Annotated in this window: 26 protein-coding genes and 1 pseudogene; 16 read left to right on the top strand and 11 right to left on the bottom strand. The window is 74.5% G+C overall.

The genetic code is table 11. The features are described 5' to 3' along the window. Nucleotides 1-53: 53 nt before the first annotated feature. Nucleotides 54-518, bottom strand: a complete 465-nt coding sequence (locus ACQP26_RS13715; RefSeq protein ID WP_433495897.1) for a hypothetical protein — start codon at nt 516-518, stop codon at nt 54-56. Nucleotides 519-565: 47 nt separating this feature from the next. Between ACQP26_RS13715 and ACQP26_RS13720 the strand changes: the two genes are divergently transcribed. Next, on the top strand, nt 566-2,212 hold the full coding sequence (locus ACQP26_RS13720) for a DUF885 domain-containing protein (protein WP_433495898.1): 1,647 nt from the start codon (nt 566-568) through the stop codon (nt 2,210-2,212). Here ACQP26_RS13720 and ACQP26_RS13725 read toward each other — a convergent pair. From ACQP26_RS13725 to ACQP26_RS13735, 3 genes are all read right to left on the bottom strand, one after another. Then, the gene (locus ACQP26_RS13725; protein WP_433495899.1) at nt 2,158-3,366 is read right to left on the bottom strand and encodes a hypothetical protein; all 1,209 of its coding nucleotides are present in this window, start codon (nt 3,364-3,366) and stop codon (nt 2,158-2,160) included. The two genes, ACQP26_RS13720 and ACQP26_RS13725, sit on opposite strands and share 55 nt — an antisense overlap. A 43-nt stretch (nt 3,367-3,409) precedes the next feature. Then, entirely contained in the window at nt 3,410-3,922 is a 513-nt protein-coding gene (locus ACQP26_RS13730; RefSeq protein WP_433495900.1) for an NUDIX hydrolase, read from the bottom strand. 125 nt (nt 3,923-4,047) lie between these two features. Further along, nucleotides 4,048-4,644, bottom strand: a complete 597-nt coding sequence (locus ACQP26_RS13735; protein WP_433495901.1) for a DUF4291 domain-containing protein — start codon at nt 4,642-4,644, stop codon at nt 4,048-4,050. Between the two features lie 79 nt (nt 4,645-4,723). Between ACQP26_RS13735 and ACQP26_RS13740 the strand changes: the two genes are divergently transcribed. Then, nucleotides 4,724-5,218 carry a type II toxin-antitoxin system PemK/MazF family toxin gene (locus ACQP26_RS13740; protein WP_281578060.1) on the top strand — a complete coding sequence of 165 codons (495 nt, stop codon included), beginning with the start codon at nt 4,724-4,726 and terminating at the stop codon, nt 5,216-5,218. Nucleotides 5,219-5,316: 98 nt separating this feature from the next. Here ACQP26_RS13740 and ACQP26_RS13745 read toward each other — a convergent pair whose 3' ends face one another. Beyond that, nucleotides 5,317-5,952, bottom strand: a complete 636-nt coding sequence (locus ACQP26_RS13745; protein WP_269706593.1) for a GGDEF domain-containing protein — start codon at nt 5,950-5,952, stop codon at nt 5,317-5,319. 225 nt (nt 5,953-6,177) lie between these two features. Here ACQP26_RS13745 and ACQP26_RS13750 point away from each other — a divergent pair, with 225 nt between their 5' ends. The 4 genes from ACQP26_RS13750 to ACQP26_RS13765 all read left to right on the top strand — a co-directional run bounded on the left by ACQP26_RS13750 (nt 6,178) and on the right by ACQP26_RS13765 (nt 9,849). Then, nucleotides 6,178-6,435, top strand: coding sequence for a DUF397 domain-containing protein (locus ACQP26_RS13750; RefSeq protein ID WP_269706592.1), 258 nt, complete (start codon nt 6,178-6,180; stop codon nt 6,433-6,435). A gap of 105 nt (nt 6,436-6,540) precedes the next feature. Further along, on the top strand, nt 6,541-7,428 hold the full coding sequence (locus ACQP26_RS13755) for a helix-turn-helix domain-containing protein (RefSeq protein ID WP_269706591.1): 888 nt from the start codon (nt 6,541-6,543) through the stop codon (nt 7,426-7,428). Between the two features lie 76 nt (nt 7,429-7,504). After that, complete coding sequence (locus ACQP26_RS13760) at nt 7,505-8,353, top strand: SAM-dependent methyltransferase (protein ID WP_269706590.1); 849 nt, start codon at nt 7,505-7,507, stop codon at nt 8,351-8,353. A gap of 62 nt (nt 8,354-8,415) precedes the next feature. Next, nucleotides 8,416-9,849 (top strand): serine/threonine-protein kinase, encoded by a 1,434-nt coding sequence (locus ACQP26_RS13765; protein WP_433495902.1) that lies wholly within the window; start codon nt 8,416-8,418, stop codon nt 9,847-9,849. Nucleotides 9,850-9,852: 3 nt separating this feature from the next. On the opposite strand, the gene ACQP26_RS13770 is transcribed toward ACQP26_RS13765, so the two are convergent. Next, on the bottom strand, nt 9,853-10,545 hold the full coding sequence (locus ACQP26_RS13770; protein ID WP_433495903.1) for a carbon-nitrogen hydrolase family protein: 693 nt from the start codon (nt 10,543-10,545) through the stop codon (nt 9,853-9,855). Between the two features lie 66 nt (nt 10,546-10,611). On the opposite strand from ACQP26_RS13770, the gene ACQP26_RS13775 reads away from it, so the two are divergent. Continuing rightward, on the top strand, nt 10,612-11,394 hold the full coding sequence (locus tag ACQP26_RS13775; RefSeq protein WP_281578056.1) for a DedA family protein: 783 nt from the start codon (nt 10,612-10,614) through the stop codon (nt 11,392-11,394). A gap of 6 nt (nt 11,395-11,400) precedes the next feature. Here ACQP26_RS13775 and ACQP26_RS13780 read toward each other — a convergent pair whose 3' ends face one another. Then, nucleotides 11,401-12,759, bottom strand: a complete 1,359-nt coding sequence (locus ACQP26_RS13780) for an alpha/beta hydrolase family protein (RefSeq protein ID WP_433495904.1) — start codon at nt 12,757-12,759, stop codon at nt 11,401-11,403. A gap of 152 nt (nt 12,760-12,911) precedes the next feature. After that, nucleotides 12,912-14,243 (bottom strand): NADP-specific glutamate dehydrogenase, encoded by a 1,332-nt coding sequence (gdhA, locus tag ACQP26_RS13785; protein ID WP_269706585.1) that lies wholly within the window; start codon nt 14,241-14,243, stop codon nt 12,912-12,914. A gap of 92 nt (nt 14,244-14,335) precedes the next feature. Between gdhA and ACQP26_RS13790 the strand changes: the two genes are divergently transcribed. The 4 genes from ACQP26_RS13790 to ACQP26_RS13805 are packed head-to-tail and all read left to right on the top strand — an operon-like array spanning nt 14,336 to nt 17,250. Beyond that, entirely contained in the window at nt 14,336-14,677 is a 342-nt protein-coding gene (locus tag ACQP26_RS13790; protein WP_269706584.1) for a MazG-like family protein, read from the top strand. Nucleotides 14,678-14,707: 30 nt separating this feature from the next. Next, a complete protein-coding gene (locus ACQP26_RS13795; RefSeq protein ID WP_269706583.1) occupies nt 14,708-15,538 on the top strand; it encodes a hypothetical protein in 831 nt (276 codons plus the stop codon). Nucleotides 15,539-15,554: 16 nt separating this feature from the next. Next, on the top strand, nt 15,555-16,526 hold the full coding sequence (locus ACQP26_RS13800) for a pirin family protein (RefSeq protein WP_269706582.1): 972 nt from the start codon (nt 15,555-15,557) through the stop codon (nt 16,524-16,526). Between the two features lie 55 nt (nt 16,527-16,581). After that, entirely contained in the window at nt 16,582-17,250 is a 669-nt protein-coding gene (locus ACQP26_RS13805) for a hypothetical protein (protein ID WP_269706581.1), read from the top strand. 325 nt (nt 17,251-17,575) lie between these two features. Here ACQP26_RS13805 and ACQP26_RS13810 read toward each other — a convergent pair whose 3' ends face one another. Further along, nucleotides 17,576-17,845: a DUF2795 domain-containing protein gene (locus ACQP26_RS13810; RefSeq protein WP_269706580.1), complete on the bottom strand. Its 270-nt coding sequence runs from the start codon at nt 17,843-17,845 to the stop codon at nt 17,576-17,578. A 167-nt stretch (nt 17,846-18,012) separates the two neighbouring features. Between ACQP26_RS13810 and ACQP26_RS13815 the strand changes: the two genes are divergently transcribed. Then, on the top strand, nt 18,013-18,420 hold the full coding sequence (locus ACQP26_RS13815; RefSeq protein WP_269706579.1) for a DUF2267 domain-containing protein: 408 nt from the start codon (nt 18,013-18,015) through the stop codon (nt 18,418-18,420). A 12-nt stretch (nt 18,421-18,432) separates the two neighbouring features. On the opposite strand, the gene ACQP26_RS13820 is transcribed toward ACQP26_RS13815, so the two are convergent. Further along, nucleotides 18,433-19,593, bottom strand: coding sequence for a CaiB/BaiF CoA transferase family protein (locus tag ACQP26_RS13820; RefSeq protein ID WP_269706577.1), 1,161 nt, complete (start codon nt 19,591-19,593; stop codon nt 18,433-18,435). Between the two features lie 245 nt (nt 19,594-19,838). Between ACQP26_RS13820 and ACQP26_RS13825 the strand changes: the two genes are divergently transcribed. Genes ACQP26_RS13825 through ACQP26_RS13840 form a run of 4 tightly spaced genes read left to right on the top strand, consistent with a single transcriptional unit; the run spans nt 19,839 to nt 22,594 of the window. Next, nucleotides 19,839-20,873 (top strand): TerC/Alx family metal homeostasis membrane protein, encoded by a 1,035-nt coding sequence (locus ACQP26_RS13825; RefSeq protein ID WP_269706575.1) that lies wholly within the window; start codon nt 19,839-19,841, stop codon nt 20,871-20,873. Between the two features lie 50 nt (nt 20,874-20,923). Next, complete coding sequence (locus ACQP26_RS13830; protein WP_433495905.1) at nt 20,924-21,523, top strand: sulfite oxidase-like oxidoreductase; 600 nt, start codon at nt 20,924-20,926, stop codon at nt 21,521-21,523. A gap of 40 nt (nt 21,524-21,563) precedes the next feature. Beyond that, entirely contained in the window at nt 21,564-22,283 is a 720-nt protein-coding gene (locus ACQP26_RS13835) for a ferredoxin reductase (RefSeq protein ID WP_176739820.1), read from the top strand. A 17-nt stretch (nt 22,284-22,300) separates the two neighbouring features. Continuing rightward, the gene (locus ACQP26_RS13840; protein WP_332367337.1) at nt 22,301-22,594 is read left to right on the top strand and encodes a DUF6510 family protein; all 294 of its coding nucleotides are present in this window, start codon (nt 22,301-22,303) and stop codon (nt 22,592-22,594) included. Nucleotides 22,595-22,665: 71 nt separating this feature from the next. Here the strand turns inward: ACQP26_RS13840 and ACQP26_RS13845 are convergent. Continuing rightward, a pseudogene (locus ACQP26_RS13845) lies at nt 22,666-24,216 on the bottom strand (glycosyltransferase family 2 protein); the annotation flags it as partial. Nucleotides 24,217-24,239 lie beyond the last annotated feature (23 nt).

Genomic DNA, 24,239 nt, shown 5'->3' on the forward strand with positions numbered 1-24,239 from the left:
CGTCGATCAAGGAGTTCGTGCCGGTTCCGGGCCTCCCGGCCGGCACGAACTCCTTACCAACGGTGGCCCTCCGGGGCCGGATCCGGCTCCGCCCATCCGTCCGGACGCCGGGGCTGCACGACGAGCAACGCCACCAGCAGGTGGGGGACGGCCACCGGCACCGCCGCCTCCGCACCGGCCGCGGCGAACACGAACAGCGGAAGCGGCACGCCGAAGAGCAGGATCGCGGCCAGCCTGAACCAGTACCACCGGACGCGGGACAGCAGGCGCAGCACACCCAGGCAGCCGGCGGCCAGAGCGCTCACCATCACCCCACCAGGGCTGAATATCACGGACGGCACCTCGGTGAGGGCCTGGCCGAAAGCCTCGACGCGGCTGCCGGCCGGGGCCGGCTCCCACAGCAGGGGGACCACGACGGCGACACCGAGGTAGAGCAGCAGGTGGATGCCGATCCAGGGAAGGGCGGGCAGGGCGGCGAGAGCGTGGATCGGTCCCCGGCGAGGCACATCGACGGTCACGGCGGGAGTGTATCGAGCACCTGCCGGCGTGCGGCTAACTCGATTCCGTGATCGACGACTTCGCCGACGGGTTGCTGCGGGAGGCGGCCCGCCTCGATCCGTGCGCGGCGGTGGTCGAGGCCGGTGAGCAGGACGTCGACGGGCTCACCGACTACAGCCCGGACGGTCACCAGGCCCGCGCCGATCTCGCCGCCCGCGCCCTGCGCCGGATCGAGCCGCTGCCCGTGACCCCGCTGCACGCTCACCTCACCGAACGGCTGCGCGCCCGGATCGCCTTCCACGACGCCGGGGAGGACCTGCGGGAACTGCACGTCGCGGCCACCGGCCCGCTCCAGCTCATCCGCCAGTGCGTCGAGTCCGCGGTGCCGGGCCGCGACGCCGGGCGCGCGGCCTCCGAGGACGGCTGGGCCCGCGTCGGCGCCCGCCAGGCCGCGATCCCGGCCGCACTCTGCGGGTACGCCCGGAGCCTGCTGCTCGCCGCCGAACGCGGTCACCTGCCCACGCGACGCCAGGTGGACCTGGTGACGCAGCGCTGCCGCACCTGGATCGACGAGGACACGGCGCTCGTGCAGCGCTACGGCGACGGCCCGCAGCGCGCGTCGTTGCAGGCGGTGGCGCGGGACGCGCGGGAGGCGTACCGGAGGTTCGCCACGACGCTCACCGCGGACCTCGCGCCGCTCGCGCGCGACGACGAGGCGTTCGGCCCGGCACGGTACGCGCTCTGGGTGCGGACCTTCCTCGGCACGGAACCGGACCTGCGCGAGCTGTACGAGTGGGGCTGGGACGAGTTCACCACGATCGAGGCGGAACTCGTCGCCGAGGCGAAGGCCCTGGGGGGCACGGTGCCCGAGGTGCTTCAACGGCTCGACCGCCCCGACGCGCCAGGTGTGCTGGGCAGCCGGCACGAGTTCGCCGCCTGGCTCCAGGAGCTGCTGGAGGCCACCACCGAGCGGATGCACGGTACGCACTTCGACATCCCCGCGCCGCTGCGACGCATCGAATCACGGGTCACCACGTCGGGCGGCACCGCCTACATCGGACCGTCGCGGGACCTGACCCGGCCGGGCCGGGTCTCCTGGCTGCTGCCCGAGGGACAGGAGCGCTTCCCGACCTGGTGGGCGTGCAGCACCGCGTACCACGAGGGCATTCCCGGCCACCATCTGCATCTCGGCTCGGAGGCGTGCCGGGGTGGCCCCGGGCAGCGGCTGAACCTGCTCGGCGGGCTCTCCGGCGCCCAGGAGGGCTGGGCCCTGTACGCCGAGGGGCTGATGGACGAACTCGGACTCTACGAGCAGCCGGGCGCCCGGCTGGGCCACCTGTTCATGCAGTTGCTGCGGGCGGCCCGGGTGGTGCTCGACATCGGCCTGCACCTACGGCTGCCGATGCCCGGCGGCAGCACGCCGTGGACGCCGCAGGCCGCGCTGGACCTGCTGCGCGACCGCTGCCACCAGGGCCCGTACGCGCCACTGGAAGTCGCCCGGTACCTGGGCCGGCCCGGGCAGGCGCTCACCTACAAGGTAGGGGAGCGGGTGTGGCGCGACGGCCGCGCGGCGTTCCCCGGCGACCGGCGCGCGTTCCACAACCGGGCGCTGGAACTCGGCTCGCTGGGACTGGACCAGCTCACCAGCGCGCTCGCCGCCTACCCGGCCTCGTCGGCGGGCAACTCCTCCGGATCGGCCACCCAGGCGGAGTAGACAGGCAGCGCGTGCCAGGGGCCGCCGGCCGGGTCGGTGGTCACCGCGACCACCGCGTACGGGTGACCGAAGCGCAGCTCCGCGACGCGGGCGACCCGCTCCGGCGGCGCGCTGGTCACCGTGAAGAACCCGGTCACGGCGGCCGCCTCGAAGCCGTGGCGGCCGAATCGGGCCACCGCGGACTGCGCGGCGTCGAACCCCGGCCCGGCCAGGCCCAGCAGCTCGCCGAGTGCCCGCGCCGCCGCGTCGAAGCCGAACCCGGGCGCGGTCAGGGCGTGCCGGCTGCGCGCCGACCAGCAGGGCAGCACCGCGGTGGCGCGTTCCACCCGGGGGTTCGCCTCGAACGTCAGGATCGGCTCCTCCCGCACCGTCCACAGCGGTGTCTCGCCCAGCGGAAGGTCGTACAGCGACCGGCGGCCCGGCATGGGCTCCGGCAGGAGCGCGGCGGCGCTCGCCAGCTCCTGCGCCGTGGCCAGCACGTCGGCGGCCGGTACCTCGGGCGCGGCGGCCACCGACACCACGAGCATGCCGGCGCCGTCGTCGCCGGCCGGCACCGCGTGCACCGCCACGTCCCCGGCCCGGTCGGTGGCCGCCACCCAGCAGCGGTGCCCGGACCGCGGCGTCCGCAGCACCCACCGCAGGCTGCTGGACCAGGCGCTGCCCGTGCCCAGCTCCGCGCCCGGGGCGGTGTCGAACGGGTCGGCCCACGACACCCGGGTCGCGAGCGCGCTGGCCAGGACCAGCAGCGTGTCCGGGGCGAGGTCGACCGGGAAGCTGTCGATCAGCCCGCCGGTACGCTCCCGGGCCCAGGCGTCCAACGCCGCCTGGTCGGGCAGCGGGCCTTTTTCGGTGGCGTCCGGCAGGGTGGCCCGCCACGCGGCCAGCTCCGGAGCCGGGGTGCGTTCCCACAGCGCGGTGGCGGCGGCGACCATCGGGTGCGGCGCGGCGAGCAACGCCCGGGCCTCGGCGGCGGCGTCGTCCGGATCGGCGCCGAGCGCCTCGGCCAGCGCCGCGCGGGCGTCGCCGGTGGCGGCCGGGCCGGTCAGCGCCAGCAGCAGCCAGGCGCCCAGCGGGGAGGCGACGTGGTGGGTGTCGCCGGCGGCGCGGTGCAGCCGCTCGGCGTAACGGGCCAGTGGTGCGCGCAGGGGAGTCACCGCTCCACTCTGCCCGCTCGCGCGCCGCGTGGCACGCCCGCGCTCAGGACCACAGCTCGAACGGCTCGTCGATCTCCTCACCGGCCAGGAAAGCGGGCAGCAGTTCGGGCAGCCGCCCGGGGTAGCAGCGCGGCCGCTCGGTGAGCACCTCGGCCAGCGGCCACCAGCGGAACCCGAAGTAGTCCTCCACCTCGTAGTCCATCCGCAGCGCCTCGTCCACGTCCGGCCCGGGGCCGGGCAGCCGTACCGCCACGATCACCTCGTCCTGGAGGTGGCGGCGTTGCCGGTGCCGGAAGCTGGCCCGCCGTCGCCACGTCGGCGCGCCCACCTCGTCCGGGCCGATAACAATGCCGGTTTCCTCGCGCAGTTCGCGGACCGCCGCCTCCCGGTACGTCTCGCCCGGGTCCAGGCCGCCGCCTGGTAGCTCCCACCACACGCCGAGGTCCGGGTGATCCGGGTCGCGGGTGTGGAACAGCAGCAGGCGGTCGGTGGCGTCGAGCACCACCAGCCGCACCGCGCTGCGCTCGAACAGCGGCAGATCGTCAGGTAGCTGCACGCCCCCAGCGTAAGGAAGGGCCCCCTGTTAACGCCTCCGGTAGTAGAAGGGCCCCTTGTTAACAGCGCGCCCCGGGGCGCCCCGCCCCGCGGCGCCCGCCCCGCATCGTGCGGTGCCGGGGTTGCTCAGGCGGCGTCGACGATCCGGGCCACCTCGGCCGGCAGCGGGTACGGCCGCTCCACCGGCAGCAGCGCCGTCGCCCCGGCCTCGTCGCCGTCGGTGAGCCGGCCGTGCACCGACCGGGCCAGCCCGGTGACGTCGGTGAGCCCCACCGTCCACTCGTCGACGTATCGGCGTACCGCGTCGCCGGTCAGCCCGACCTGCAGCGAGCGGTACGACAGGGGCGCCAGCCGCAGCGAGCGTTCCGGATCCCACTGCACCCGCACCGGGCTGACCCGCAGGCGCTGCCGCCACGCCTCCCGGTCCGGGTGCAGGCGCGGGTCGTAGCTGCTGAGGCAGGCGTGCCGCAGGGCACACTCGAAGCCGGCCCGGCTGATGTCGACCGCCAGCACCCGTTCCTGGCCAGGCTTGAGGGCCCAGCCGCAGCGGTACATCATCCAGCGGAACGACGGCTTGATCCAGGTCATCCGCTCCCGCTTGAACGGCGGCACGAACCGGCCCGCGCGCAGTGCCGCATCGGCGATCTCCGGCGGGTACGCCTGGTAGACGGTGACCGACGTGTCGGTGAACGTGGCGCGGATCTGGTGGCGGGGCACTGTCACCGGGGCATGATGGCACCGCGTACCCGCACCGGCGACCCGATTCCATCGGCCGCGTACCCCGGCCGATAGGCTGCCCGCCGTGGCAGGTCTGTTGAAGAACGTGGCGTCGCGGCTCGGCCGGATCACCCGGGGCGTGCCCGCCCCCGCCCGCCCCGGTGGGCCGATCCCGGCGCAGGTCGCGCGCCGCCGCCAGGTCAGCGCGTTGCAGCGCCGCGAGCTGTCGTACGCGCCGGAGCCGGACGGCCAGGCCGACCCGGGTGAGATCGTCTGGACGTGGGTGCCGTACGAGGACGACCCGCGCCAGGGCAAGGACCGCCCGGTGCTGGTGGTGGGCCGGAACAGCCGCACGTTGTTCGGGCTGATGCTGTCCAGTCAGAGTGACCGGGACGGCCAGCGGCACTGGCTGGCGCTGGGCCCGGGGGAGTGGGACCGGGACAATCGGCCGAGCTGGGTACGCCTGGACCGGGTGCTCACCATGCGCGAGGACAGCATTCGCCGCGAGGGCGCGGTGCTGGACCGGCCCCGGTTCGACCGGGTCGGGCAGGCGTTGCGCGCCGGCTACGGCTGGCGCTGACCCACCGCAGGGCGGAGCGCGCCGACCGGGCCGCGGCCGGGCACGCCGGGACCGGGCACGTCAGGAGCCGGCACGTACACCGGGCGGGCGGAGCGCGGTCAGCACTCCGCGACGAGCTGGCGCGCCGGGCGGGCGGCGCCGAGCGTCTTCGCCTCGTACATGGCCGCGTCGGCGCGGCAGAGCGCGTCGGTGAGCTGGGTGGGGCAGTGCACCGGCGCGAGCCCGACCGAGGCGGTGACCTGGATGCTGCGCGCACCGAGGGGGATCGGCGCGGCGAGCGCCTCGCAGAGCCGCCGGGTGGCGTGCTCGATCCACCGACGGTCCGGCGTCGGGCTGGCGAGCAGGCCGGCGAACTCGTCGCCGCCGAGCCGGGCGACCAGGTTGGGCCCGGCGAACGCGGCCAGGCGCTGCGCCACGCAGACCAGCACCTGGTCTCCGGCGGCGTGCCCGTAGCGGTCGTTGACCTGCTTGAAGTTGTCCAGGTCGAGCACGACGGCGACGAGCGGCTGGCCGGCGGGGTCGGTGAGCAGGGCGGCGGCGAGCCGGAAGAACGCGCGGCGATTCGGCAGCCCGGTGAGCGGGTCGTGGCTGGCGGCGTGCCGCTCGGCGGCCAGTTCGGCCTGGAGCAGGTCGATCTCGGCTTCGGCGCGCAGCGCGCGGCGGCGTAACTGCCAGGCCGAGACGATCGCGCCCGCCGCGGAGATGCCGGAGGCGATGGTCATCGGATCCGCCAACGCGTCCTCCTCACCGCAGTCCCGAAGCCGCGCGGAGCGGCGTCCCCGGGGCCGGGCTCGGGTCACCGTACGTGAACGAACCGGCACACCGTATTTCGGCTATCATGCTCTCTGTCCATTGCAGATGCAATAGCAGATGCACGTGCATCTCACTCCTCAGTCGACAGACGTCGCCACCCACCGCTCCTCCCCGCGGCCTCGGCTGGCTCATCCCGAAGGACGCCCATGCAGCAACCTCCGAACGGCGTGCCCGCGACCGAGTTGCCACCGATGCGCTGGCTCAAGAGCAGCCGCAGCAACCCCAGCGGCAACTGCGTCGAACTGGCCGAGCTGCCCGGCGGTGGCGGCATCGCGGTTCGCAACTCCCGGCACCCGGAGGGCCCGGCGCTCATCTACACAGTGGACGAGATCGCTGCCTTCGTGCTCGGCGCCCGGGACGGCGACTTCGACCACCTGATTCCGCCGTCCCGTACACGGGACTGAATCCGTCCGCCCGGAGGAGTTCACCTCACTGTCGGTTCATGGCATGCTTACTCGTCGGTCCGGGAGGGTGCCCGGCCGTGGCGGTCGGGATGCGAGGGCGGTCAGGTGGCGACGGTGCCCGTCGAGGGTGGTCCGACAAGCGGTCCGACAGTGCTGCGCATGCTGCTCGGCGGGCAGTTGCGCCGGCTGCGGGAGAGCGCCGGCGTCAGCCGTGAGACCGCCGGCTGGGAGATCCGCTCGTCGGAGTCGAAGATCAGCCGGATGGAGCTGGGCCGGGTCGGCTTCAAGGAGCGCGACGTGGCAGACCTGCTCACGCTCTACGGCGTCACCGCACCGCAGGACCGCGACGCGCTGCTCAAGCTGGCCCGCGACGCGAACAGCCCGGGCTGGTGGCACCGCTACGGCGACGTGCTCCCCGCCTGGTTCCAGTCGTACCTGGGCCTGGAGGCGGCGGCCGCGCTGATCCGCACGTACGAGGTGCAGTTCGTACCCGGCCTGTTGCAGACCGCCGCGTACGCCCGCGAGGTCATCCTGCTCGGCCACCGCGGCGCGTCGGCGGCGGAGCTGGACCGGCGGGTGGAGCTGCGGATGCAGCGCAAGGAGCTGCTGCGGCGCGCGAACCCGCCGCAGCTCTGGGCGGTGCTCGACGAGGCGGTGCTGCGCCGCCCGATCGGCGGCGCCGCCGTGATGCGCGAGCAGATGGACGCGCTGATCGAGGCGACCTCGGGCCCGCACGTGCGGTTGCAGATCGTGCCGTTCGCGGCCGGCGGGCACGCCGCGGCCAGCGGCGCGTTCAGCATCCTGCGCTTCGGCGACGCCGACCTGCCCGACATCGTCTACATCGAGCAGCTCACCAGCGCGATCTACCTGGACAAGCGCGACGACCTCGACTTCTACGCCGAGGCGATGGAACGGTTGTGCGTGGAGGCCGCGCCACCGGAGCGCACCCCGGAGATGCTGGCCCGGCTGCGCGACGAGTTGTACCCGGCCTGAACGGCGCGGAGGCGGGCAGTAGCATGGCCGCCGACCGGAGACAGTGGACGGCGGCACGCGAGTCGTGGAGGCGGCCTTGAGCAGCGACGCACCAGGTACGGCACCCGATTCCGGGCCGCTCGCCGGCCGGATCGACACCACAGTGGCGCACCCCGCCCGCCGGTACAACTACTGGCTCGGCGGCAAGGACAACTTCCAGGCCGACCGGGACTCCGGCGACGCGATGGCCGAGCGGTTCCCGACCATCCGGATCAGCGCGCTGGAGAACCGGCGGTTCCTGCGCCGTGCGGTGCGTCACCTGGCCGGCGAGGCGGGCATCCGGCAGTTCCTGGACATCGGCACCGGCATCCCCACCGCCGACAACACGCACGAGGTGGCGCAGGCGACCGACCCGCGCGCCCGGGTCGTCTACGTCGACAACGACCCGATCGTGCTGGCCCACGCCCGCGCGCTGCTCACCAGTTCCGCCGAGGGCGCCACCGCGTACCTCGACGCGGACCTGCGTGACCCGGAGCGCATCCTCGCCCACCCGGAGCTGCACCGCACGCTGGACCTGTCCCAGCCGGTGGCCTTGATGCTGCTGGCGGTGCTGCACTTCGTGCCCGACGGCGAGGACCCGTACGCGCTCGTCGGCCGCCTGCTGGACGCGCTGCCCGCCGGCAGCTACCTGGCCGCCTCGCACGCCACCCACGACTACCTGCCGGCCGAGGTGGCCGCCGAGGCGAAGGCGGCGGCTCGCGGCGGCGGCCCGCACGGCGTGATCAACCTGCGCAGCCGGGAGGAGATCGTGCGCTTCTTCGACGACCTGGAGCTGGTCGAGCCGGGCGTCTGCTCGGTCGCCGAGTGGCGCGCCGACGGCGAGCCCGAGCCGCGCCCGTCGGTGGTCGACGTCAGCATGTACGGCGGGGTCGCCCGCAAGCCCTGATCGGCGGGTGTGCGCCGGGCGGTTGACGGGCACGGGGACCGGACGGGCAGACTGGAGGCATCATGTCGCCGTTCACGCCCGCTCTGCGCCTGCACGACCGGTACGTCCTGCGGGAACGCATCGGTCTCGGCGGGATGTCCGAGGTGTGGCGCGCCGACGACGAGGTGCTGCACCGGCCCGTCGCGGTCAAGGCCCTCGCCGGGCAGCTCGCCGCCGACCCGCAACTGCGGGCGGTGATCCAGCGCGAGGCCCGCGCGGCGGCGCGGCTCACCCACCCGCACGTGACCCAGGTGTACGACTACGGCGAGGCGACGCTGGACAGCGGCGTCGTCGTCCCGTACCTGGTGATGGAGCTGGTGGAGGGTCAGACGCTGGCCGATCGGCTGGCCGGCGGGCCGCTGGCCTGGCCGGACGCGGTCCGCACGGCCGGGCAGGTCGCCGGTGCGCTGGCCGCGGCGCACCGGATCGGCGTGGTGCACCGCGACATCAAGCCCGCCAACGTGATGCTCACCGAGACCGGCGCGAAGGTGCTCGACTTCGGCATCGCCGCGCCCGCCGGCCCGCACCCGGTCACCGGGCAGACCGGCGCGCTGCTGATGGGCACCCCCGCCTACTTCGCCCCGGAACGCCTCGACCCCGGCCCGGCGAACCCGGCCGGCGACGTGTACGCGCTCGGCGTCCTGCTGTACCGCAGCCTCACCGGCCGGGCGCCTCTGCCGGTGCACAGCTGGGACGACGTGCTCGACGTGCGGCGCAACCGGCCGCCGGTGCCGCCGCCGCGGGTGCCCGGCCTGCCGCCGGAGGTCGCCGATCTGGTCCTGGCCTGCCTGGACGTGGACCCGGCACGGCGGCCCGCGGCGGCCCGGCTCGCCGACCGGCTCGGCGCGGGCCGTCCGGTGGACCCGCCGACCGCGATCCTGCCGACCGTGGCGCCGGTGGCGCACCCGCCCACCCTGGTCGAGCGGTCCCCGGCCGTCGCGTCCCGCCCGGTGGGGCGTCCCGTCGCGCCGTCGCGCCCGGCGGTCTCGTCGAACCGGCTGTTCGGCCTGCTGGTGGCCGGTGCGGTGGTGCTGCTGCTCGCGGTCGTCGGTTCGCTGCTGTGGAGCGACGGCTCCGGCACGCCACCGGCCGCCGCGCCGACTGCCGGTCCGTCGACCGGCGCAGCCGAGCCGCCCGCCCCGAAGCCCAGCAGCGCCGCGCCGACGTCGGCGGCACCCGAACCGGTGACGCTGCGTCAGCTCGGCGACCGGTTCGGTGAGCTGCTCGACCGGGCCGAGTCGATCGGGCTGATCGACCGCAAGACCGCCGACGACCTGCGCAAGAAGGCCGGCGAGCTGGACCGGGGCAAGCCGAAGGACCGGGACAAGCGGGTCGAGGACCTGCGCGAGAAGATCGAGGACGCCGCCGAGGACGACAAGATCGACCCGGTCACCGCCGCCGCGCTGCGCAAGCTGATCGACGGCTACGAGCGGCTGCGCGGCGGCGCCGAGGGCTGAGCGTCACCGCAGGGTGGCGGTGACCACCGTACCGGCGTCCGCGCCGGCGCGGACCACCGGCTCACCCGCCGGTGACCAGATCCCCGAACCGCCCGCGGCCCGCGCGTACCCGCCTCCGGTAGAGCCGGCGAAACTCGCCGTCACCACCCACACGCCGTGCGCGGCGGCGACCCGGCGGGCGCGTTCCTCCGGCACCGCCGCGTCGTCGGCCGACTCCAGCACCCCGGCCAGGTAGGCGTCCGCGCCGAGCGCCACAGTCGCCGCCGCGTGCTCCGGCGTACCGGTGTCCTTGCAGACCGCCAGGCCCAGCCGCCAGCCGTCCACATCGAGCACCGCCGGCTCCCGGCCCGGCCGCATGTGCCGCGGCTCCGCGCCACCCAGGCACATCTTCCGGTACGCCACCCGCACGCCCTCGGCGTCGACCGCGAGCACCCCGATGTGCGGTCCGGGCACCGGTGCGCCGGCCAGCGCCAGCGTCCCGGTCTCGGCGCACGCCGCGCGCAGCGGCGCGAGCCGGGGATCGTCCGGGTCCAGCGGCGCGGCGTCCAGTTCGTACCCGGTCAGTGACATCTCCGGGAAGACCACCACGCGGGCCGCGGCGGCGCGTACCGCGTCGGCGTGCCGGTCGGCGTTGCCATCGACGTCGTGGGAGCGGGTCAGCGGCTGGGCGACGGCGACCCGCAACGGCGTACGCATGACGTACACGATAATGGTTTCCATGACGCGTGGTCGTCTGCGGCTTCGCCCCGTAACGTTGGTCGGATGATCGGAAACGCACAGCTGCTCGCCGTCCCCCGGGCGGGCACCGCGCGGGCCGCGGAACCGACCGGCGACGGAGTGGCGGGCTGGGTCACCGGCCTGATGGAACGGCTCGGTGGCCCGGGCGCCGGCCTCGCGGTGGCCCTGGAGAACCTGTTCCCGCCCATCCCCAGCGAGGTGATCCTGCCGCTGGCCGGCTTCACCGCGAGCCAGGGCAAGATGAGCCTGGCCGGCGCCATCTTCTGGACCACGCTCGGGTCGATCGTGGGCGCGCTGGCGCTCTACTACATCGGCGCGGCCCTCGGGCGGGACCGGATGCGCGCCCTGGCCGCGCGGCTGCCGCTGATCAAGCTGGAGGACGTGGACCGCACCGAGGCGTGGTTCCTGCGCCACGGCGTCAAGGCGGTGTTCTTCGGCCGGATGATTCCGATCTTCCGCAGTCTCATCTCCATCCCGGCCGGTGTGGAACGGATGCCGGTGCCGGTCTTCCTGCTCTACACCGCGCTGGGCAGCCTGATCTGGAACACCACCTTCGTGCTCGCCGGGTATTTCCTCGGCGAGCAGTGGCACGTGGTCGAGGCGTACGCGGGCACGTTCCAGAAGGTCGTCATCGTGGCCGTGGTGGCCGGTGCCTGCTGGTTCGTGGTCAGCCGGGTCCGCCGTTCCCGCCGCACCGCCGGTGACCTGCCGCCGCAGCCGGAGCCGCAGCTCGAGCCGGAGCCGGAGCCGCAGGCGACTCCGGGCACCGTCTACCGGGGCGGCTGGTACGGCCGGGCGGAGGACTGAGACCCCTCAGCAGGACGGGTAGAGCGGGCGGGTGCCGGCGCCGGCCGCCCGCGCGGCCCGGTCGCTGAACCGGCAACCGAAGTCCGGCGCCGCCACCGCGCGCCGGTCGGTGACCGCGTCACCGGCCGGGCGCTTCCCGGTACGCACCCAGCGGGTCAGGTCGTCCCAGGCGGCGCCGGCCTCGGCCGGGCTGAACTCGCAGTGCTGCGCGGTACGCACCGCGCGCTGCACCAGCAGCCGGGAGCGGCCGTGCCGGGCCACGTCCCGGGCGTACGCCTGCTCCATGCCGAACGGCACGAAAAGGTCACCGAGCCCGTGCAGGCTGAGCACCGGCGCGGTGGGCCGCCCGGCGATCCGGGGCACCTCGGTCAGGCTTGGCGAGAGCCGCTGGCGCAGGTTCTCCGGCGCGACCCGCTGCACCGTCGCGTTGAGGTTCACCGGCTGGTTCGGCGCGTACCTGGTGAACAGGTTCGTGGCGAGCTGACCGGGCCGCCGGGCGGGGGAGCCGTCCGCCTCGCTGACCGCGATGCCGAACAGGAAGTCCTTCCACACCGCGAACGCGGCGTCGGCGCCCGGGCGCGGCCCGCCGGAGCGCTCCACGGTGACCGCGCGCAGCTGCTTGCCGAGCGCGTTCGTGGTGTCCGGGCCGCCCGGGGTCAGCCCGGCCAGGCCGAGCGTGACCTCGATCCGGGGCACCGCCGAGGTCAGGTAGTCGGGCGGCGTCGGGTACGCGCGCACCCCGGCCAGCGCCTGCGCCACCAGGTTGTAGTCCAGGAAGAAGTCGAACAGTTCCTGGTCGCCGAGCACCCCGCACATCGGCAGCGCACCGGCGTAGAAGCCCGGGTACTGCTCCAGCGACCGGCCGATGACGTGGCCGCCCATCGACACCCCGGCGATCAGCACCCGGTGCGGGCGCCGGACGGTACGGCTGAACAGGTCGGCCAGCGCCTTGGTGCTGCGCACGCCGGAGCGCACGTCGTAGCCGTTGCGGTCGTACGACGACGACGCCCACGCGTACCCCTGCGCCACCAGGCGCTGCCGCAGGTCGTAGGCGGGCGGCTCGGGCGACAGCTCGGTGCCCTGGCCGCGGTAGCCGTGCGCCCACATCACCAGCTCGCCGTTCCAGCGCTTGGGGATCTCGATGACGTACCCGGCGTTCGCGTGCACGCCCTGCCGCACGGTGGTGGCGGCACCGCCGACGACCAGTGGCGGCAGCGGCGGGTTGACGATGGTGTAGCCGGGCAGCGGGCCGCTGCCGTCGTCGCGGCCGGTGGCGGCGGCGGGGGCCGCGCCGGCGAGGCCGAGCGTCAACGCGAGGGCCGCGCCGACGGCGAGCAGCCGGCGGCGGACGGGTGAGGGCTGCATCGCTGCTCCCCGGGGGGACGGTGCCACCCCGGGACGGGGGTGACGACGCGGGACGGATGCCTACCGGCCGGTAGCGCCCTGAACCTAGGCCGGGCGTCGAGAGCTGTCAATCACTGACTGACCGAACCGACAGTCTCCGTCCCGCCGTCCGCTCACACCAGGCCGTGCGCCAGCATCGCCTCGGCCACCCGCCGGAACCCCTGGATGTTCGCGCCGGCCACGTAGTCGCCGGGCAGGCCGAACTCCTCGGCCGTCGCCCAGCACCTGTCGTGCACGTCCCGCATGATCTCGCGCAGCCGCTGCTCCGACTCGCCGAACGTCCACGTGTCGCGGCTGGCGTTCTGCTGCATCTCCAGCCCGCTCACCGCCACACCGCCGGCGTTGGCGGCCTTGCCCGGGGCGAACCGCACCCCGGCCCGGCCGAGGATCCGCACCGCCTCCGGCGTGGTGGGCATGTTCGCCCCCTCCACCACCGCGACGCAGCCGCCGGCGACCAGCGCGGCCGCCTCCGCGCCGCCGATCTCGTTCTGCGTGGCGCAGGGCAGCGCCAGGTCGCAGGGCACCTCCCAGACGTTGCGGTCCGGGACTGCCACCGCGTTGCGCGCGTGCTCCGCGTACTCGGCCAGCCGCCCCCGGCGCTGCTCCTTCAGCTCCCGCAGCAACGCCAGGTCGATGCCCTTCTCGTCGACCACGTAGCCGCCGGAGTCCGAGCACGCCACCACGGTGCCGCCGAGCTGGTGCACCTTCTCGATCGCGTAGATCGCCACGTTGCCGGAGCCGGACACCACGACCCGCTTGCCCTCCAGGCTGTCCCCGGCCTGGCGGAGCATCTCGTCGGCGAAGAACACCGCTCCGTACCCGGTCGCCTCCCGGCGCACCTGCGCACCCCCGTACGCCAGGCCCTTGCCGGTGAGCACGCCCGCGTCGTACCGGTTGGTGATCCGCTTGTACTGCCCGAACAGGTAGCCGATCTCCCGGCCGCCCACCCCGATGTCACCGGCCGGCACGTCGGTCTGCGGGCCGATGTGCCGGTACAGCTCGGTCATGAAGCTCTGACAGAACCGCATCACCTCGCGGTCCGAGCGGCCCTTCGGGTCGAAGTCCGCGCCGCCCTTGCCGCCACCGATGGACAGCCCGGTCAGCGCGTTCTTGAAGATCTGCTCGAAGCCGAGGAACTTCACGATGCCCAGGTAGACCGACGGGTGGAAGCGCAGCCCGCCCTTGAACGGGCCGAGCGCGCTGTTGAACTCCACCCGGAAGCCGCGGTTGACCCGTACCCGGCCCTGGTCGTCCTCCCACGGCACGCGGAAGATGACCTGCCGCTCCGGCTCGCAGACGCGCTCGACCACCTCGGCGTACTCCGGATGCCGGGCCAGAGCCGGACCGATGCTCTCCAGCACCTCGCGGACCGCCTGGTGGAACTCGGGCTCTCCCGGGTTCCGGGCGACCACGCCGGCGAACACCGACTCGACCGTCTCCGGCATCACGGGCACCTCCTCTCGCCTGGAACGCAGACCCTCTGGCCTGCGTCGCCCCAGGATACGAACGGTGCGCGGGGTGAGGTTCACTGGTCCGCGTGGACGCCACCATCTGGACGACGGCGCGCGACGCGCGCGCCTGGCTCGACGCCGCGAACGGCCGCGGCGACACCGAACTGACCTGTCGCATCCTCAAGATCGGCGAGGAGGCCGGTGAGGTCGCCGCGGCCTGGATCGGGCTGCTCGGGCAGAACCCGCGCAAGGGGGTGACGCACACCCGCGAGGAGGTCGCCGCCGAACTCGCCGACGTGGCGTTCACCGCGCTCGTCGCGATCGAGAGTCTCGGCCTGGACGCGCACGCCGTGCTGGCCGCCTGCGCCGGCAAGGTGCGGGAACGTACCGGAGTGGGAATGAACCGGGACGCCGACGCGGACGTATGACCCCATGGGGACCGGCGAGAGGGGACGACCATGACCGCATCCGAGGACGACCCCGGCCGGACCCGATCCCGCTGGTCCGGCGGAGCCCGGCTGCTGGCGGCGGCGGCCGTGCTGGTGGTGGTGCTCGGCGCGGTGGCGGTGGCGGTGACCCTGTCCAACCCGGCCCGCCTCGGCGTGGTCTTCTCCGGCGGCGCGCCGCCGTCGCCCGGGCGCGGCGGCTCCGGCGGGGCGGGCCCCGCCGAGGTGGCCGGCGCGCAGACCCTCACCGCGCCCCGGGGTGACCGGCGGCTCGCCCAGTTCGAGCTGGCCGACGGGCTGACCCGGTTCACCCTGCGGGCCGCCGACCTCGGCGACGACCTGTATCGGATCGGCGCGCCGGACGGCTCCGGTGTGACACCGCGCCCGCAGCTGGTGGGCGACCGGGTCCGGCTGCGGATCGAGGAGAACGGCCGTCCCGGCCCGGCCGCCGTCGAGGTGGTGCTCAACTCGCGGGTCACCTGGCGGCTGCGACTCATCGGCGGGGTCAGCGAGCAGCGGCTCGACCTGGGCGAGGCCCGGCTCGCCGGGATCGACCTGGTCGGCGGCGCGTCGCGTACCCGGCTGCTGCTGCCCCGGCTCGACGGCTCGCTCACCGTCCGGATGACCGGCGGGGCCAGCGAACTCACCGTCACCGTGCCGGGCGCGCCGCCGGCCCGGGTGCGGGTGGCCGCCGGTGCCGGCTCCCTGACCCTGTACGACGAGCGCCGTGGTGGGATCGCCGCCGGTGACCTGGTCAGCTCGCCGGGCTGGGACCGGGCTGCCGACCGGCTCTACCTCGACCTGGTGGGGGGCGTCAACGCGGTGAGCGTCACCGCGGAGTGAGCGTACAGTCGGGGCGGTGGACCGCACCGAATCCCTGCCCGCGCAGACACTCCCGCCCGGCGTCGGCCCGACCGATCCGGGCAGTGTGCTGCTGCCCGGCCACGACGTCCCGCTCGGCCGCTACACCACGGTGCGCCGGCTGCTGCCGCAGCGGCAGCGCCGGATGGTCGGCGCCTGGTGCTTCGTCGACCACTTCGGGCCCGACGACGTGGCCGACCGGCCCGGCATGGAGGTGCCGCCGCACCCGCACACCGGGCTGCAGACGGTCACCTGGCTGCTCGACGGGGAGATCCTGCACCGCGACAGCCTCGGCAACGTCCAGCCCATCCGCCCGGGGCAGCTCAACGTGATGACCTCCGGGCGCGGCATCGCGCACTCGGAGCGCTCGCCGCTGGTGCACCCGCCGGTGATGCACGGCGTGCAGCTGTGGGTGGCGCTGCCCGACCCGGCCCGCGCCGGTGACCCGGCCTTCGCGCACCACGCCGACCTGCCGCGCTTCCGCGACGGCGACCTGGACGTCACGCTGCTCGTCGGCGACCTCGGCGGGGAACGCTCGCCCGCGCTCGTGCACACCCCGCTGGTCGGCGCGCAGATCGAGGTCCGCGGCCCGGCGCCGGCCACGCTGCCGCTGCGCCGGGACTTCGAGTACGGGCTGCTGGCCATGTCCGGCACCGCCGAGTGCGAGGGCGTGGCGCTGGCCCCCGGCGCGCTGCTCTACCTGGGCCTCGGCCGGAGCGCGCTGACGCTGCGCGCCGAACCGGGCACCCGGCTGCTGCTGCTCGGCGGCATCCCGTTCGAGGATCCGCTGGTGATGTGGTGGAACTTCGTCGGCCGCTCGCACGAGGAGGTGGTGGCCGCCCGGGAGGACTGGATGGCCGGCCGACGCTTCGGCGTGGTCGCCGACGACGCGGCGCCGCCGCTGCCCGCGCCCGCGCTGCCCACCACCCGGCTCAAGGCCCGCGACCGCAGCGGCGGCGTACCCGGCTGACCCCGGCCCGTGCCCCGCCGCCGCATGCCGCGCCGTCGCCGGGGTAGTCGGCGGGATGCCGACAACCACCGCACCGCGCGACGTCGCGGACCGGAAGCGGCTCGCCCGCCGGCTCGCCGGAGACGGCCGCGGGTTCGCCGAGTGCTTCGGGTTCCGGGTGACGAACAACCCGGCCCAGTTGTTCCAGGTGCTGTACCTGGCCGTCCTGCTGGCCCGCCGGGGTGACTTCCACCGGGCGGTCGACGCGGCCGGCGCGCTGCGCGACGCCGGCTGGGACACCGCGGCCCGGATGGCCCGCTCCCGGCACGAGGACCGGGTACGCGTGCTGCGCGCCGCCGGGCTGCGCGGTGACCTGGCCGGGATCGCCGATACCCTCGGCGACCTGGCCCGCACGCTCGTCGAGACGTACCGGGGTGACCTGCGCCGGTTGCGGACGGCCGCGCACCGGGACCTGCGCGAGGAGCGCCGGCTGCTGACCGCGCTGCCCGGAGTGGACGACGAGGTGTGCGACCTGTTCCTGCGCGAGGCGCAGGCGCTGTGGCGCGAGGCGGCGCCGGTGGCCGACCGGCGGGCGCTCGCGGCGGCCCGGCGGCTCGGGCTGGGCCGCACCGCGCGCGACCTCGCCGGACTGACCGGCAGCGGCGAGTCGGAGCAACTGTCGTGGCTGGTCGGAGCGCTGGCGAGAGTGGACCTGGAGCGGCGGTACGCCGAGGTGACCGCCTGAGCGCACGTGCGCCCGGCCACATTTCCGCGATTCTCACCCGTTCGGCTGATGTCGCGTCGTATGATGATCGTGGCAGCGATGCCCGCCCGGTTCGGGCGAACATCTCACCGCTACGCGGTCGCGACCCGGTTCGGGCGTGAACCGCGCAGGACAGGTGCTGCGTGGCGCCCCAGGTCGCGGTTCGTGACCCGGGGCGCTCGCCTGTCCAGGGGCGCACGATCCACAGGAGAGCGCCCGCCCTCGACCGTCCCCCGTCGCGCGCGTGCCTGCGCCCGGGCACGCGCCGAGGCCGGCGGCCGTGTCGCCCGCCGGCCCGTCGCCGTGTTCAGATGCCGCGCAGGTGCTGCGAGACGCGCGGGTGGTTGTCCCGGGCCTGCGCCGCGCGCTGCGACCGGCTCACCTCCGGAGCCGCGTCGATGCCGGCCGACCGGGCCACCTCGGTGCCGTTGGCGTAGTCCACCGGGGGCAGTGCGCGCAGCGCCTGCAACACGTCCGGCGGCGCGCCCTCCCGTTCCGCCTCGCGGATGACGTCGTCCTTGCCGGCCGGGTAGTCCAGCGCGGACAGGTACTCCAGGACATCCGTGTAACTCGCCATGGGTCGGGCTCCTCGTGGCAGTAGTCGGGGTCATGACCGGGCGGCGGTTACCCGTCGCGCCGCCGCTCACGCCCGGGAGCGCGAAGTTCTCGGCGCGCGTGCCCGGCGCCGTTTCCGGCGTGTCGTCGCGGGTAGGCGCGGTGGGCGCACCGAAGGGGGTACCACGGATGCACTACCTCACCTTCGTGAGCCGGGTCGCCCGGCTCACCGGCACCAGCGAGGACCGGGCGGCCACGCTCACCGGGGCCACGCTGGAGACACTCGCCGAGCGGCTGACCGGCGGCGAGGTGCTGGACCTCGCCGCGCAGCTGCCCAAGCCGCTGCAGGGGCTGCTCAGCCCGTATCCACGCGACGAGGCGGCCGAACGGTTCGGCGCGGCGGAGTTCGCCGCCCGCGTCGCCCGCCGGGCCGACTGCGACGAGAACACCGCCCGGGACGCCGTACGCGCGGTGTTCGTCACGATGCGCGAGGCGATCCGGGGCGGCGAGTTCCAGGACGTCGTGGTGCAGTTCCCCCGCGACTACCGGGACATGGTGGAACCGGCCCTCGCCCCGGCCTCCGCGAACCGCCGCTGAACCGGCGGCAGGTCAGCCGATCACACCGGCGGCGCGCAGCGCGGCGATCCGGGCGGGATCCATCCCGGCGGCCTCGGCGAGCACCTCGTCGGTGTGCTCGCCGGGCGACGGCGGCGGGCGCCGCACGGCGGTGGGGGTGGCCGAGAAGCGCGGCGCGGGGGCCGGCTGGGTGACGCCGTCCGGCGCCACGAAGACCTCCCGGTCGCGCAGGTGCGGGTGCTCCGGCGCCTCGGCCCAGTCGAGCACCGGCGCCACGCAGGCGTCCGTGCCGGCCAGCAGCTCCGTCCACTCGTCCCGGGTACGGGTGCGGAACAGTCGCGCCCAGGCCGCCCGCAACGCCGGCCAGTTCGCCGGGTCGTCCCGGTCCGGCGCGTCGTCGCCGTCCAGCGGGAACCCGCTGAGCCGGACCAGTTCGGCGTAGAACTGCGGCTCCAGCGCGCCCACCGCCACGTACCGCCCGTCGGCGCACTCGTACGTGTCGTAGAAGGGCGCGCCGCCGTCGAGCAGGTTCACCCCGCGCGGGTCCTGCCACAGCCCGATGCCGCGCAGCGCGTGGATCTGGGTGGCCAGCACCGACACGCCGTCCACGATCGCCGCGTCGACCACCTGGCCGGGCCCGTCGTTGCACACCGCGTGCAGCGCCGCGACCACGCCGAGGGCCAGCATCATGCCGCCGCCGCCGAAGTCGCCGAGCAGGTTCATCGGCGGCACCGGACGCTCACCGGCCCGCCCGACACCGTGCAGCGCGCCGGTCAGCGCCAGGTAGTCGATGTCGTGCCCGGCGCTGTGGGCGAGCGGGCCGCCCTGCCCCCAGCCGGTCATCCGCCCGTACACCAGCTTGGGGTTGACGGCGAAACAGTCGGTCGGGCCGATGCCGAGTCGCTCGGCCACTCCCGGTCGGAAGCCCTCCACCAGCGCGTCCGCCTCGCAGACGAGCGCCAGGACCAGGTCTCGGCCCTCGGGCCGCTTCAGGTCCACCGCGACCGAGCGGCGGTTGCGGTTGAGCAGGTCGCCCGGGAAGGCGCCGAAGCCGCCGCCACCGAGCCGGTCGACCCGCACCACGTCCGCGCCGAGATCGCCCAGCATCATCGCCGCGAACGGCGCGGGGCCGATCCCGGCCAGCTCGATCACTCGGATGCCGGTCAACGGTCCCTGATTGGTCACCCGCGTCACCCTAGGGGCCGCGATGACCTGGCGCCATGCCCTCCACCGCGGCTCAGCGGTTGACCAGGGCAAGCATGCGTGTCCCGACTTGGCGTCCGGTCCGGCGGTGACCTAGCCTTGTGCAGGCGAGGGGAGTACTTCCCACGAATCATTCCGGTCAGTACGGCGAGCCCCAGAGGCGAGCCCCGGGTGGTTGCCCACGAAAACGTGGGTGAAGGAGACCTCGAACATGACACGGTGTTCGAGGAGGTTCCATGCCCGAATTGTCCCCCCTGGCTGCGTCCGAGCTGTCGTCGATCGGGACGCCCACGCTGTGGGCGGTGACGATCGTCGGCGTGCTCGTCCTGCTGGTGCTCGACTTCCTGGTCACCAGGAAGCCGCACGAGGTTTCCATCCGCGAGGCCCTGGGCTGGTCGGCCTTCTACATCGCCCTGCCGCTGGCCTTCGGCGCCTGGGTCTGGTCCCGCTGGGGCGGCCAGCAGGGCATCGAGTACCTCACCGGTTACCTGGTCGAGAAGTCGCTGTCGGTCGACAACCTGTTCGTCTTCATGCTGCTGCTCGCCGCGTTCGCGGTGCCGTCGGTACTGGCCCAGCGGGTGCTGCTCTACGGCATCGCGGGCGCCCTGGTGCTGCGCGGCGTGTTCATCGCGCTCGGCGCCGCCGCGCTCAAGACGCTCGACTTCGCCTTCCTGCTCTTCGCGCTCATCCTCATCGCCACCGCGGTGAAGCTGCTGCGCGACGCCCTCTCCGGGCACGAGCAGGAGGTCGACATCAACAAGATGCGGTCGGTGCGGCTGCTGCGCAAGGTCATGCCGGTGGTCGACGAGTACCACGGCACCCGGATGACCATCCGGCAGAACGGCCGCCGGGCGCTCACCCCCTTCGCGCTCGTCGTCGTCGCCGTGCTGGCCACCGACATCGTGTTCGCTGTCGACTCGGTGCCCGCCGTCTACGGCATCACCGAGGACCCGTACCTGGTCTTCGCCACGAACGCGTTCGCGTTGCTGGGCCTGCGGGCGCTCTACTTCGTGCTGCACGCCGCGCTGAGCCGGCTGGTGCACCTCAGCTACGGCCTGGCCGTCATCCTGGCGTTCATCGGTCTCAAGCTGGGCCTGCACTGGGCGCACGGCATCTGGGAGGGCGTGCCGGAGATCCCGACGGTGGCCTCGCTCGGCGTGATCATCGGCGTCCTGGTGATCGTCACCATCACCAGCCTGCGGGCCACCCGTGACAGCGGCGACGGCAAGCGCACGGTCGTGCACGAGGTGTCGGGCGGAGGCGGGGCCTGACTCGGTGGGAACTCCTGCCCCGGCACGGCCGGCGGTGGTACGACTGACGGGTGGGAATCGTCTCGCCGGGCTTCCAGGGCCGGCCCCGTTCGTCCGCGACCGACCTGCCGCCGGGGCAGTACCTCACTGAGGACTTCCCCGTGCTCTCCGCCGGCCCGACGCCGCGCGTCTCCCTCGACACCTGGGAGTTCGTGCTCACCAGCGAGACCGGCGCGGAGTACCGCTGGTCCTGGGACGATCTGATGGGCCTGCCGCAGGACACCCCGACGGTGGACCTGCACTGTGTCACCCGCTGGTCCAAGCTCGGCACCACCTGGCAGGGCGTCTCCCTGGACACGCTGCTCGACGGCGTCGACACCGGCGCCCGGTACGCCCTGGCGCACTCCTACGGCGGCTACACCACGAACCTGCCGCTGGACGACCTGCGCGGCGGGCGGGCGTGGGTGGTGCACACGTACGACGGAGGGCCGCTGCCGGCCGAGCACGGCGGCCCGGCGCGGCTGCTCGTACCGCACCTGTACCTGTGGAAGTCGGCGAAGTGGGTGCACGGCATCCGGCTGCTCGTCGACGACCGGCCCGGCTTCTGGGAGACCGCCGGCTACCACGACTACGGCGACCCGTGGCGCGAGCAGCGCTACCAGGGCGACTGAGGTGGCGGCACCGGCCGAAGGGCGCCGCGTCGCCCCGCTAATGTGGCGGGTGGCCCGCCTGGTCGAGCGGCGGATCGAGACGCCCACCGCGCAGACGCTGGTGCTGGACGTGCCCGGCTGGCCCGGACACCTGCCCGGGCAGCACGTCGACCTGCGCCTGACCGCCGAGGACGGCTACCAGGCCGCCCGGTCGTACTCGCTGGCCGGTCCCGCCGACGGCGAGCGGATCGAGGTCACCGTGCAGCGGGTGCCCGACGGCGAGGTGTCGCCGTACCTGACCGACACCTACGCCGAGGGCGACCCGCTCGAGGTCCGCGGCCCGGTCGGCGGCTGGTTCGTCTGGCGTACCGACGACACCGCGCCGGTGCTGCTGGTCGGCGGCGGGTCGGGCGTGGTGCCGCTGATGGCGATGATCCGCGCGCGCCGCGCCGCGGGCAGCCGCACACCGTTCCGGCTCGTCTACTCGGTGCGCACCCCGGACGACGTCATCTACGCCGACGAGCTGCGCCGCCGCGCCCGCGACGACCAGGGCCTGGACGTGGCGTACGTCTACACCCGGTCCGCGCCCGAGGGCTGGCGCGGCGAGCCGCACCGGATCGGCCTCGCCGACGTGAACAGTCACGGCTGGCCGCCCGACCTGGAGCCGCTGTGCTACGTGTGCGGTCCCACCGGATTCGTGGAAACCGTGGCCGACCTGCTGGTGGGGCTGGGTCACCCGACCCGGCGCGTGCGGACCGAACGGTTCGGCCCGACCGGCTGAGAACCCGAGGAGGGCGTATGACCGACCTGTCGTACCTGGACGGCAACATGCTCGACGGGCCGTTGCGTGAGCTGTTCGCCGTCGACCTGAGCGCCACCACCGGGCGGTGCGACACCTGCGGGACGACCGGCCCGATGGCCGGGCTGCACGTCTACTCGCACGCCCCGGGCCTGGTCGGGCGCTGCCCCGCCTGCTCCGGGGTGATGGTGCGGCTGGTCCGCGCGCCGCAGCGGGCCTGGCTGGACCTGCGCGGCACCACGTACCTCCAGGTGCCCATGCCGGCCGAGCCGGGCTTCCGCGCCGCGCCCTGACGTCTGCGCCGCGGCCGGGCGGCGCCCGACACCCGCGCCCCGGTCACGCCGCGCGCCGGCGTCCGCGCCGCTTCCGATCCGCGCCGCCCGCGCCGGCGTAGCCGCCCGACGAGCTGCCCCACCGTCACCGGCACCACCGACAGCACGAGCTGACCCTTGCGCGGGTCGACGGTCGCCGCGACGCCGTACAGCCGGGCGCCGTGCCGCAGCAGCCGGGGCCGTCCGGCGGCGAGCCGTGGGGCGCGCACCGCGGCCCCACCGCGCCCGTGCCCGCCGTCCACCTCCGCGCGGACCGGATGGCGCTGCCCGCCGGTGGCCAGGAGCCGGTCGAGCGCGAAGTCCGTGCGCAGCGTGCGGCCGGTCGGGTCCCCGGCGTCCATCCGGGTGGCGCCCACGACCGGGCCGGCCAGCATCCGCACCGGCCCGGCCTCGGTCGCGAACCGGGGGTACGGGCTGCGCGTGGTCACCGTCAGCGTGTCCCCGTTGGCCCAGCTCACGTCGACCGTGTCCAAGCGCGCCAGCCAGTCGGCGCGCACGTCGGTCACGTCGGTCCACGGCGCCGGAGCGCCCGGGTAGCCCGCGTGCCACCGGTCGCCGGCGAACACCGTCGCCGGTACGCCCCGGTCGCTGTCCTGCTCGATGACCGCCAGCAGGTCGTCGACCCCGCCCGCGGTCACCGCGCCCAGGCGCAGCCGCGCCTCGATGCCGAGCCGGTCCCGCAGGCAACCGGTGACGTGCCGCCGCACCAGCCGCGCCACCGTCGCGTGCACCCGCTCCTGCGTGGCCCGGTCCAGGTGCCGGAAGTCGTCGCCGACCAGGTTCGCCAGCTCCAGGCCCACGTGGCGGTGCAGCACCGCGTCCCGGCGCTCCCCGGCGGGGATCAGGCCGGCCACGTACGCGAACAGCCGCTCCACGCTGACCAGGCGCTGCTCCACCCGGCTGTGGTAGGTGATGTTGCCGGCGTCCAGCCGGCGTACCGCGTGGTAGTAGTCGTAGTCGGCGAGCACCGAGACCCGCCGCGCGTGGTAGCAGGCGGCGAGCGTGAACGGCTGGTCGCTGAGCACCGGCATGTCCTCCGGGAACCGCAGCCCGAGCCGGTCCACGAGGTCGCGCCGGAACAGCTTCGTGTTCGCCAGCGACCACGGCAGCGCCGAGTCGAACAGGCTCACGTCGACCGCGTTGCCGTCGGCGAACACGTCGGAGAAGACGTGCCGCCCGTTGACCCCTACCACCCTGCCGAGCACCACGTCCGAGCCGTACCGGTCGGCGGCGGCGACCAGACGTTCGAGGGCCTCCGGGCCGAGCCGGTCGTCCGAGCCGAGGAAGAAGACGTACCGGCCGGTGGCCAGGTCCAGTCCCCGGTTGCAGGGCGAGGCCGGGCCACCCGAGTTGGGCTGGTGGACCACCCGCACCGTGCCGGGGTGCTTCGCGGCGTACCGGTCCAGCAGGCGGCCGCTGCCGTCGGTGGACCCGTCGTCCACCGCCACGATCTCCATCCGGTCCGGGCCGATCGTCTGCCGCAGCACCGAGTCGAGGCAGGACCGCAGGTACCGCAGCGTGTTGTAGACAGGCACGACCACGCTCACGTCGGGGCGGCTCGCCGCCTCCTCGGCTGCTGCCACTGCTGCTCCTTCGCGGTCGCCCG

The sequence above is a fragment of the Micromonospora sp. CA-248089 genome, assembly GCF_050948515.1.
Lineage (GTDB): Bacteria > Actinomycetota > Actinomycetes > Mycobacteriales > Micromonosporaceae > Micromonospora.